The sequence below is a fragment of the Paenibacillus stellifer genome, assembly GCF_000758685.1.
GTDB classification, from domain to species: domain Bacteria; phylum Bacillota; class Bacilli; order Paenibacillales; family Paenibacillaceae; genus Paenibacillus_AQ; species Paenibacillus_AQ stellifer.
Genome location: NZ_CP009286.1, coordinates 5,050,693 through 5,060,000 on the forward strand (window position 1 = coordinate 5,050,693; position 9,308 = coordinate 5,060,000).

Genomic DNA, 9,308 nt, shown 5'->3' on the forward strand with positions numbered 1-9,308 from the left:
CTCGAAATGGCAGGGCCAAATTGAGGTCCTTCCCTGACATCTCATCTTCTGATGGCGCCGCGCAGGGCGGCATAGATGCCTATCTCCAGTATGTTCCAAATTTTCGCGCCGTAATCGTGAGCCGTTCACATTTTTTATGGACAGGGAACGCGGGAAATCATGGTTTTGCGGCCTTTTGTCCGATTGAAAAAAAGCCTTGGCGTGACATATAATGAACTCAATCTAGGAAGAAACGGAGGGAATGGAACATGAGCGCACCCAGTTTGCAGGCTTTCCAGGATCAAGTCTCCGAATTGCTGCTTAGACACCGCAGTCTTCTGGACGTGCTGTCCAAGAACGGCCAGAGCAGCGCCTCGGTCAACCGCGCCGTCGTTAAGGCGATCACGGAATGCGGATGTATCGAGCTTCACGCAACCAAGCAGATCTTCGAATCCGGTGTAAGCCTCGAACAAGCGAAGGAAAATGCAGGAACCCACGTGCACGGAGAATTATGCGAGAACTGCCGGGAGGTCATCGCGGCTGAGCTTGGAAGGGAATTGTTCTATATGTCGGCGCTGTGCAATCTGCTCGGCATCAATATGGACGAGGTTATCAAAAGCGAATCCCAGAAATGCGCAACGCTCGGGCTGTTCAATCTGTCATAGCAGGGCGTTCATTCCTTATATTTTGGCAAAAAAAGAGCCGGTCTTCCTCCGCATCAGCGGGGGAGACCGGCTCTGCCTGTATTTGCGGACAGCGTATCAGCCGTTCTTGGAGTGGTACATCTCATCATCCTGGCGTCTTCTGCTGCGGCCCCGGCGGCGTCTGGCCGTCAGGCGGTCGACATTCTGCTTAAAGCCATACAGTGCATAAAGTGCAAGCAAGACAAAGATCATCTTGGAGATCTGTTCCGGGAACATCACGGCGACCGCGACCGCGATCACAATGACGATCGGAGCTCCGACAATCGCCTTTTTGGGCAGTCCGACTTTCTTGAAGTTCGGATATTTCACCGTGCTGACCATCAGGTAAGAAAGCAGCAGCGAAGCAATAATCATGTAGACCGGAGACACATCTTTATGGAACAGGGCCAAGGTCGCCAGCACTCCGCCAGCAGCCGGAATCGGCAGACCGACAAAGTAACCGGGGATGCCCGGTTGAACGTTAAAACGGGCCAGGCGAAGCGCTCCGAACACCGGGAAGATGGCGGTAACGGACCAAGCCAGGGCGTTATGAAGATCATGCAGACTGCTGATATACATAATGAGAGCAGGTGCGACACCGAAAGAAACGACATCAGACAGCGAGTCCAGCTCTTTGCCAAATTCGCTTTCTGCGCCCAATGCACGGGCAACGCGGCCGTCAAGTCCGTCAGCCAGCATAGCGATTATGACGAGAATCGCCGCCATGCCGATCTTGCCGTCGAGTGCCATCATAATCCCGAACATGCCGAGCAGCAGATTTCCGAGTGTGAACAGACTCGGAAGTGATTTTTGTATCATTTCGTCACCTCTATCCTGAAATAACCGTGCCCACATTACGAGCCCAGTTATGAGAACCTTCATCCAGGCTTAGCCCAATCGAAGGCTCCCTTGCCACTTCATCATTCCATGACGCTTGGCAAGCGGTACGGAAGTTTCGGTAGGCCGTACCTAACAACGACTCCAACATTACGTGATTGTATGTTATTTACATTTGTCTGTCAATAAGAACTTGCTTCTGCAGCCGTTTCAGTCCATCCTGAATGCCCCGCGCCCGGGCTTCGCCGATTCCGTCCACTTCATCAAGCTCCGCAATGCTGGCTGTCATGAGATTCGGAAGCATTTCGAACCGCTCCACCAGGTTGTGGATAATGACGTTGGGCAGACGCGGAATCTTGTTCAGCAGCCGGTAACCACGGGGAGTGACCGGTTCCTCGGAAGCGACGGCACTCGCCGAGAACCCAAGCAGTTTCGCGATATGATTGTCGTCCATCAGCTCCTCGTCGCTCGAACGCTTCAAGCCGGAAATAATATCGCGGATTTTGTCCTCTTCCTCTTCCCTTGCATAGTCTCTGTACAAAAGCCATGCTTCTTCCTCGGTATTCCCCACCAGCTCTTCCATCTGCATGCTGATCAGGCGGCCTTCGTTGCCGAGCTCGGTGATATAGCGTTTGATCTCCGTTTTGATCCGCAGCACCATCTCCACCCGCTGAATAACGCCGACCACTTCCGGCACCGTCACGATGCCTTCGTATTCCGAAGCCGACAGGTTGGTCAGTGATTGGGTAAGCACGGCCTTGTATTTTTCCAGCGTCTGAATCGCCTGGTTCGCCTTCGTCAAGATCACGCCGATGTCCTTCAGCGCATAACGGATGGATCCTTGATACAGTGTTATAATATTCCGCCGCTGAGAAATGGAGACAACCAGCTTGCCGGTCTGCTTGGCGACACGTTCGGCCGTCCGGTGGCGGATACCCGTTTCAATCGACGAGATGGACGGGTCCGGGATGAGCTGGGTGTTGGCGTACAGAATCCGCTTGAGATCCTCGCTCAGAATAATGGCTCCATCCATTTTAGCCAGCTCATACAGATAGTTCGGCGAGAAATCGCAGTTGATGGAGAACCCTCCATCCACCACTTCCATCACCTCGGGGCTGTAGCCTACGACAATCAGCGCGCCCGTCTTGGCCCGCAGCACATTTTCCAATCCATCACGGAACGATGTGCCCGGAGCCGCAAGCCTGAGCAGGTCATTCATATTTTCCGGTTGTTGGTCCTTCATCTCTCTGCCCCCTAATCTAACGCGACCGCTAATGCGTCTGCTACAGAATTAACCCCGATAATCTCGATGTCCTTCGGCTGCTTCCAGCCCTTCAGACTCTTCTCAGGCATGATTACTCGGCGGAAGCCCAGCTTCGCCGCCTCCTTGACCCGCGTCTCGGAACGCGAGACACCTCTCACCTCGCCGGTCAGCCCCACCTCGCCGAAGAACACGTCATACGGCTTGGTCGGAATATCCCGGAAGCTGGAAGCAATGCTGACGGCTACCGCCAGATCGATGGCCGGTTCGTCCAGCTTGACTCCGCCTGCCACGTTAAGATAGGCATCCTGATTCTGCAGGAACATGCCCATCCGCTTCTCCAGAACCGCGATAATAAGCGCCATTCGCTGGTTGTCGAGCCCCGTCGACATGCGGCGCGGAGAAGGAAAATGCGTGGCGGCGACCAGTGCCTGAAGCTCAACCAGCACCGGCCGGGTGCCTTCCATGCTCGCTACCACCGTGGAACCGGCCACGCCGAGCGGGCGCTCGGACAAGAATAGCTCGGACGGATTCTCCACCTCGGAGAGCCCGATCTCGCCCATCTCGAAGATTCCAATTTCATTGGTGGAGCCGAACCGGTTCTTGACGGCCCGCAGCAGGCGGTACGTATGATGCCGCTCCCCCTCGAAATACAGCACGCAATCCACCATATGCTCCAGCATTCGGGGACCGGCGATGGCACCTTCCTTCGTGACGTGGCCCACAAGAACTGTCGCGATTCCGCGAATTTTGGCGATCCGCATAAATCTTGTCGTACATTCGCGAACCTGCGATACACTGCCCGGTGCGCTTGTCACTTCCGGCAGAAATACCGTCTGTATGGAGTCGATGACGAGAAACTGCGGCTGAATGGCCTCAATCGCTTCTTCAATAGACTCCATATTGGTCTCGCACAGCACATACAGCTCGGAGGACAGCGCCCCAAGACGGTCGGCACGAAGCCGGGTCTGACGCACCGATTCCTCTCCCGAGATATACAGCACTCTTAGTCCCTGCGTGGTCAGTGCATGCGAGGTCTGCAGCAGCAGGGTCGATTTGCCGATACCAGGGTCCCCGCCTACCAATACCAGCGAACCCGGCACGATTCCGCCGCCGAGAACGCGGTTGAGCTCGCCGATTCCCGTCAAAATACGCGGCTCCTGATCACTTTCTATATTTATGATGGACTGGGGTTTTTCTTTACTATGAAAAACAGGGCCGCCGTTCATCCCTTGAGTCTTGACTACGCTTTCTGTTTCTTCAACCATGCTGTTCCAAGCCTGGCAGCCCGGGCATTTGCCGAGCCACTTCGGCGACTCATAACCGCACTCGGTGCAGTAAAACTTCGTTTTGGTCTTAGCCATAACTTCTCCTTCGGACAAATGTACCCTGAATGCCATTTATTAAAAAACGTGGATATTTAGCTTCCAATAAAAGTTTACCATTTAAAGAAGTGGAGCGAAAGAGCAAGAACCTCTTGGAATGAGCGAAATGCATGCAAAAAAAGAGAGCCGCTTCCGTACAGGAAGCTGGCTCTCTTGCTCTGATGCTGTGGCCTTATTGCAGGCCAAGCAGCTGTTTATTCGCCGTCTTTCTCCAGCGCGACCGGCTCCGCCTTGCGGACCGTCAGCTCGCCGTTCTCTTCGTCGATCTTGAGCGAATCGCCCTTCGCGATGTTGCCCTTCAGCATTTCTTCGGACAGACGGTCCTCGATATGCTTCTGAATCGCGCGGCGCAGTGGGCGGGCGCCGAAGGCCGGATCGTAGCCTTCTTTGGCGAGGAACGCTTTCGCGCTGTCCGTAAGCTCGAAGTCAACGTCGTATTCACGCAGCCGCTTGCGAAGCTCGTCGGCCATCAGGGTAACGATCTCAGCGATATGCTTCTCTTCCAGCGAGTGGAAGACGATGATTTCGTCGATCCGGTTCAGGAACTCTGGACGGAAGCTCTTCTTCAGTTCGTCCATGACCTTGCCCTTCATGTTGGAGTATTCGGCTCCGGCATCCTGCACCGCTGTAAATCCGAGTGTGGAATTCCGCTTGATCGCTTGAGCCCCAACGTTGGACGTCAGGATAATCAGCGTGTTACGGAAGTCGACTACGCGGCCCTTGGAGTCCGTCAGCCGGCCATCTTCCAGCACCTGCAGCAGAATGTTGAACACTTCCGGATGTGCCTTCTCGATTTCGTCCAGCAGGACGACCGAATACGGCTTGCGGCGTACTTTCTCGGTGAGCTGTCCGCCTTCTTCGTATCCGACATATCCCGGAGGAGCCCCCACCAGACGCGAGGTCGAGTGTTTCTCCATGTACTCGGACATGTCGATCCGGATAACCGCATTCTCGTCGCCGAACATCGCTTCGGCAAGTGCGCGGGCCAGCTCGGTTTTGCCGACACCGGTCGGGCCGAGGAAGATGAAGGAGCCCATCGGGCGCTTCGGATCTTTCAGACCGGCGCGTGCCCGGCGGATCGCCCGGCTGACAGCCTTGACGGCTTCATCCTGACCGATAACCCGGTCATGCAGCAGAGCTTCCATATTGAGCAGGCGCTCTGTCTCCTCTTCCTTCAGCTTGCTGACCGGAATGCCGGTCCAGCTCGCTACCACCTGAGCGATATCCTCTGGCGTTACCTCGGAATCGGTGCGGCCCTGCTTCTCTTTCCATTGGTTTCTCGTCGTGTCGAGCTCTTCGCGGATCTTCTGCTCCGTGTCGCGAAGGGCAGCGGCCTTCTCGAATTCCTGGCTCTGCACGGCGGCGTCCTTCTCCTTGCGGATATCGTCCAGCCGTGTCTCCAGTTCCTTCAGATTCGGCGGAATCGTGTAAGAGTTCAGCCTTACCTTGGAGCCCGCTTCGTCGATCAGGTCGATCGCCTTGTCCGGCAGGAAGCGGTCGGTGATGTAGCGGTCGGACAATTTGACCGCCTGTACGATCGCCTCATCCGTAATCTTCACACGGTGATGGGCTTCGTACCGGTCGCGCAGTCCGTACAGAATCTGTACGGCTTCTTCCGGAGACGGCTGATCCACCGTGATCGGCTGGAAGCGGCGTTCCAGAGCAGCGTCTTTCTCGATGTATTTGCGGTATTCATCCAGCGTTGTTGCGCCGATGCATTGCAGCTCGCCGCGTGCCAGCGCCGGTTTCAGAATGTTGGAAGCATCGATAGCGCCTTCCGCGCCGCCTGCGCCGATCAGCGTATGCAGCTCGTCAATGAAGAGAACGATGTTGCCCGCTTGGCGGATTTCATCCATGATCTTCTTCAGGCGGTCTTCGAATTCGCCGCGGTATTTGGTGCCGGCGACAACGGAACCCATATCGAGCGTCATAACCCGCTTGTCGCGCAGCGTCTCGGGAATTTCATTGTTGATGATCTTCTGGGCCAGGCCCTCGGCAATCGCTGTCTTACCTACCCCAGGTTCGCCAATCAGCACCGGATTGTTCTTGGTCCGACGGCTCAACACCTGAATGACGCGCTCGATTTCCTTGCTGCGTCCGATGACCGGGTCCAGGTTGCCGTCTTTGGCGTAGGCCGTCAAATCACGGGCCAAGCCGTCAAGCGTAGGCGTGCTGACATTGCTTGGGCCGCCGCTGTGGCTCGAAGCAGACTCGCTGCTGCCGAGCAGCTGGAGAACCTGCTGGCGTGCCTTGTTCAGGCTGATGCCGAGGTTGTTCAGCACACGAGCCGCAACGCCTTCTCCCTCGCGGATCAGACCGAGCAGGATATGCTCTGTGCCGACGTAAGTGTGGCCTAGCTTGCGGGCTTCGTCCATCGACAGCTCGATCACTTTCTTGGCGCGAGGCGTGTACGCGATGTTCGTCGGCTGTTCCTGTCCTCTGCCGATCAGCGTCTCCACTTCGTCCTGAATTTTTTCGAGGCCGAGGCCAAGGCCGATCAACGCTTTGGCGGCGATGCCGTCGCCTTCGCGGATCAGTCCCAGCAGAATATGTTCTGTGCCGATATTATTGTGTCCCAGCCGGACGGCTTCTTCCTGTGCCAGCGCAAGCACTTTTTGTGCGCGTTCCGTAAATCTGCCAAACATCATAACCCTGCACCTCCATAAATGATAAATATCTATAATTAATGTGTGGTCCCCAATGTCTCCCGGAGCAGCTTCGCCCGGTACATGTCGCGTTCGGCTGCGTTCAGCTTGTCGCCAAAAGTCTTTTGCAGAAAGCCCGGCTGTGTCTTCACATTCAGTTCGTTGAGAACCGAAATGGAAGGCTCTTGGAGAATTCCCACATCAACGCCTAGCCGCACATCCGACAGACGCTGGGAAGCTTCTTTAAGATCCATAACCGCCGCATATTTCAGAATACCATAGGACCGCATAACCCGGTCGGTAATCCGCAGAGCGGAATCGTTCAGCAGACGCTGACGCGCATTCCGTTCATGCTCGATAATCTGAATGACGACGCTGTGCAGATTCTCGATAATCTCCGTCTCGCTCTGGCCGAGCGTAATCTGGTTGGAGATTTGAAAAATATTGCCCGCTGCCTCGGAGCCCTCGCCGTAAATGCCTCTGACCGTAAGTCCCACCTGATTGACGGCGGAGAGTATGCGCCCGATCTGTTGAGTCATTACAAGCGCCGGGAGATGCATCATGACCGAGGCGCGAAGTCCTGTGCCGACATTCGTCGGACAGCTTGTTAAATACCCTCTTCTATCGTCAAATGCGTAATCGACCGCTGCTTCAAAAATGTCATCAATGGACGTTGCCCTGTCCCAGGCCTCTTTGACCTGAAATCCGGGGAACAGGCATTGAATCCGCAGATGGTCTTCTTCATTGATCATAATGCTGACCGATTCGTCTTCATTCAGCAGCACCGCACCGCCGCGGGAGTCATTGGCCAGGTTGGGACTGATCAGATGCTTCTCGACCAGCACCGTTTTGTCCAGCTCTCCCAGTTCGTCGAGCTTCACCAGTTGAAATGTTCCGTAACCGGTCGCCTGATTCTCATCAATTACAGGAGCCAGAACATCCATGACCTTCTCGGCCTGCTCTTCATTAGCAAGGAGCGGAAAAGGATGATGCACGATATTACGGGCGATCCGCACTCGGCTGCTGATTACAATCTCGGAGTGGCTGCCGCCGCTGCGCATCCATTCGCTGAGCGCTTGCTCGGTAAAACGGAGATTAGGCATCGGGCATTCCCCCTATATATCTTAAGACTTTACTCTTGTGCTATTTCTTTTTCAAGTTTCCGGATCTGGTCTCTCAGCTCGGCCGCCGTTTCGAATTCTTCCTGGGCGATGGCCTGCTGCATGTTCTCCTTAAGCTCGTCAATTTGACGGCGAACCTGAATCTGTACTCCAGCCCGTCTCGGCACCTTGCCGACATGGGCGGTACTTCCGTGCACTCTTTTGAAGAGCGGGTCCAGACCTTTGTCAAAATATTTATAGCAGGAGCTGCAGCCGAATCGCCCCAGCTTGCTGAACTGTCCGTACGTCATGCCGCATTCCTCGCAGCGTACGTCCTGAACCGTTGACGCAGCAGCGGTTTTGCCTTTGCTTGCCCCCTCCAGATCCAAGAGGCCGGACAGCAGGCTGTGAATGGAGAAGCCGCCAGAGGTTCCGGGAATAAGCTCTCCCTTTTCCCTGGCACAGTGTTCACAGATGTGGAACTCCGTCTTCTCTCCGTTCACGATTTTGGTGAAATGAAGTGTTGCAGGTCTAGCGCCGCATTCTTGGCACACCATCACGAAATCCTTCCTTTCACTCCGCCTTATTTGTTAAGCAATGAGACCAGCATCGCCTTCATCATCTTGGAACGAATCTCGTCCCGAAGGGGAAGCTTGACCGCAAGGCATTCACGCGAAACGGCGGCACGCATCAGGCAGGCTTCACGTCTGGTCAAAAAGCCGGCTTCCTCAAGCTGATAAATCAGTCCTTCAGCGGTACTCTGGTCAATGCCAGAGCCTATGGTCTGGTTCAGATGAGCATGAAGCGCCGAATGCTGCGGCAGTTCAATGCGCTGAATGCGGATATAGCCTCCGCCGCCGCGCTTGCTCTCCACCAGATAACCTTTTTCAAGCGTAAAGCGTGTGCTGATCACATAATTGATCTGGGAGGGAACGCAGGAGAAATGGTCCGCCAGATCATTGCGTTGAATTTCCACTGTGCCTTCGGGACTTTCATGCAAAATATTCTTCAGATATTGTTCGATGATATCGGAGATATTGCGCATCACTCATCCTCCAGATTAAGAGCTTGCAAATGCAGAATGGTGGCACCGTTCCAATACCGGCCTTAACCCTTACAGGAACTTTAACCAAAGTGCAAAGAGCCGAATCCCGTTACAAACCGGCCGCAAGCCCGGGTTAGTCGCTTACGCTCAAGCCTTACTAGTGTGGCCCAAACTGTGCGCCGCATACTTCTTAACAAGCCGGGAGGGAACGTTTGAGTAGACACCTGCTGCACGCTCTGTTGACTTTGACTTTCTTTGACTTATTTAATATTATAGCACATTCTCACAAAATGCCAAGTCCCTGAGCAGAAAATTTCAAATCCTTGTTTTCAGAACATAGAACATCGGTTTCCGATTCTTTTTTCTATAATAA

The 9,308-nt window shown here is 54.6% G+C and carries 8 protein-coding genes; 1 reads left to right on the top strand and 7 read right to left on the bottom strand.

The genetic code is table 11. The features are described 5' to 3' along the window. Positions 1–248 precede the first annotated feature (248 nt). Positions 249–644 carry a nucleoside triphosphate pyrophosphohydrolase family protein gene (locus tag PSTEL_RS23340; protein WP_038699063.1) on the top strand — a complete coding sequence of 132 codons (396 nt, stop codon included), beginning with the start codon at positions 249–251 and terminating at the stop codon, positions 642–644. Positions 645–740: 96 nt separating this feature from the next. Here the strand turns inward: PSTEL_RS23340 and pssA are convergent, their stop codons facing one another. The 7 genes from pssA to PSTEL_RS23375 all read right to left on the bottom strand — a co-directional run bounded on the left by pssA (position 741) and on the right by PSTEL_RS23375 (position 8,935). After that, a complete protein-coding gene (gene pssA, locus PSTEL_RS23345; protein ID WP_038699065.1) occupies positions 741–1,481 on the bottom strand; it encodes a CDP-diacylglycerol--serine O-phosphatidyltransferase in 741 nt (246 codons plus the stop codon). A 187-nt stretch (positions 1,482–1,668) separates the two neighbouring features. Next, positions 1,669–2,742 carry a DNA integrity scanning diadenylate cyclase DisA gene (disA, locus tag PSTEL_RS23350; protein WP_038699067.1) on the bottom strand — a complete coding sequence of 358 codons (1,074 nt, stop codon included), beginning with the start codon at positions 2,740–2,742 and terminating at the stop codon, positions 1,669–1,671. An 11-nt stretch (positions 2,743–2,753) separates the two neighbouring features. Further along, positions 2,754–4,124: a DNA repair protein RadA gene (radA, locus tag PSTEL_RS23355; RefSeq protein ID WP_038699069.1), complete on the bottom strand. Its 1,371-nt coding sequence runs from the start codon at positions 4,122–4,124 to the stop codon at positions 2,754–2,756. A 215-nt stretch (positions 4,125–4,339) separates the two neighbouring features. Further along, entirely contained in the window at positions 4,340–6,793 is a 2,454-nt protein-coding gene (gene clpC, locus PSTEL_RS23360; RefSeq protein ID WP_038699071.1) for an ATP-dependent protease ATP-binding subunit ClpC, read from the bottom strand. A 35-nt stretch (positions 6,794–6,828) separates the two neighbouring features. Next, positions 6,829–7,893 carry a protein-arginine kinase McsB gene (mcsB, locus tag PSTEL_RS23365; protein ID WP_038699073.1) on the bottom strand — a complete coding sequence of 355 codons (1,065 nt, stop codon included), beginning with the start codon at positions 7,891–7,893 and terminating at the stop codon, positions 6,829–6,831. Between the two features lie 29 nt (positions 7,894–7,922). Continuing rightward, positions 7,923–8,447, bottom strand: a complete 525-nt coding sequence (gene mcsA, locus PSTEL_RS23370; RefSeq protein WP_038699075.1) for a protein-arginine kinase activator protein McsA — start codon at positions 8,445–8,447, stop codon at positions 7,923–7,925. Between the two features lie 26 nt (positions 8,448–8,473). Further along, on the bottom strand, positions 8,474–8,935 hold the full coding sequence (locus tag PSTEL_RS23375; RefSeq protein ID WP_038699077.1) for a CtsR family transcriptional regulator: 462 nt from the start codon (positions 8,933–8,935) through the stop codon (positions 8,474–8,476). Positions 8,936–9,308: the final 373 nt, after the last annotated feature.

What these genes read in the sequence shown, in the direction of transcription:
- PSTEL_RS23340 (WP_038699063.1), top strand. Translation starts at nt 249, where the DNA reads ATGAGCGCACCCAGTTTGCAGGCTTTCCAGGATCAAGTCTCCGAATTG.
- pssA (WP_038699065.1), bottom strand. Translation starts at nt 1,481, where the DNA reads ATGATACAAAAATCACTTCCGAGTCTGTTCACACTCGGAAATCTGCTG.
- disA (WP_038699067.1), bottom strand. Translation starts at nt 2,742, where the DNA reads ATGAAGGACCAACAACCGGAAAATATGAATGACCTGCTCAGGCTTGCG.
- radA (WP_038699069.1), bottom strand. Translation starts at nt 4,124, where the DNA reads ATGGCTAAGACCAAAACGAAGTTTTACTGCACCGAGTGCGGTTATGAG.
- clpC (WP_038699071.1), bottom strand. Translation starts at nt 6,793, where the DNA reads ATGATGTTTGGCAGATTTACGGAACGCGCACAAAAAGTGCTTGCGCTG.
- mcsB (WP_038699073.1), bottom strand. Translation starts at nt 7,893, where the DNA reads ATGCCTAATCTCCGTTTTACCGAGCAAGCGCTCAGCGAATGGATGCGC.
- mcsA (WP_038699075.1), bottom strand. Translation starts at nt 8,447, where the DNA reads ATGGTGTGCCAAGAATGCGGCGCTAGACCTGCAACACTTCATTTCACC.
- PSTEL_RS23375 (WP_038699077.1), bottom strand. Translation starts at nt 8,935, where the DNA reads ATGCGCAATATCTCCGATATCATCGAACAATATCTGAAGAATATTTTG.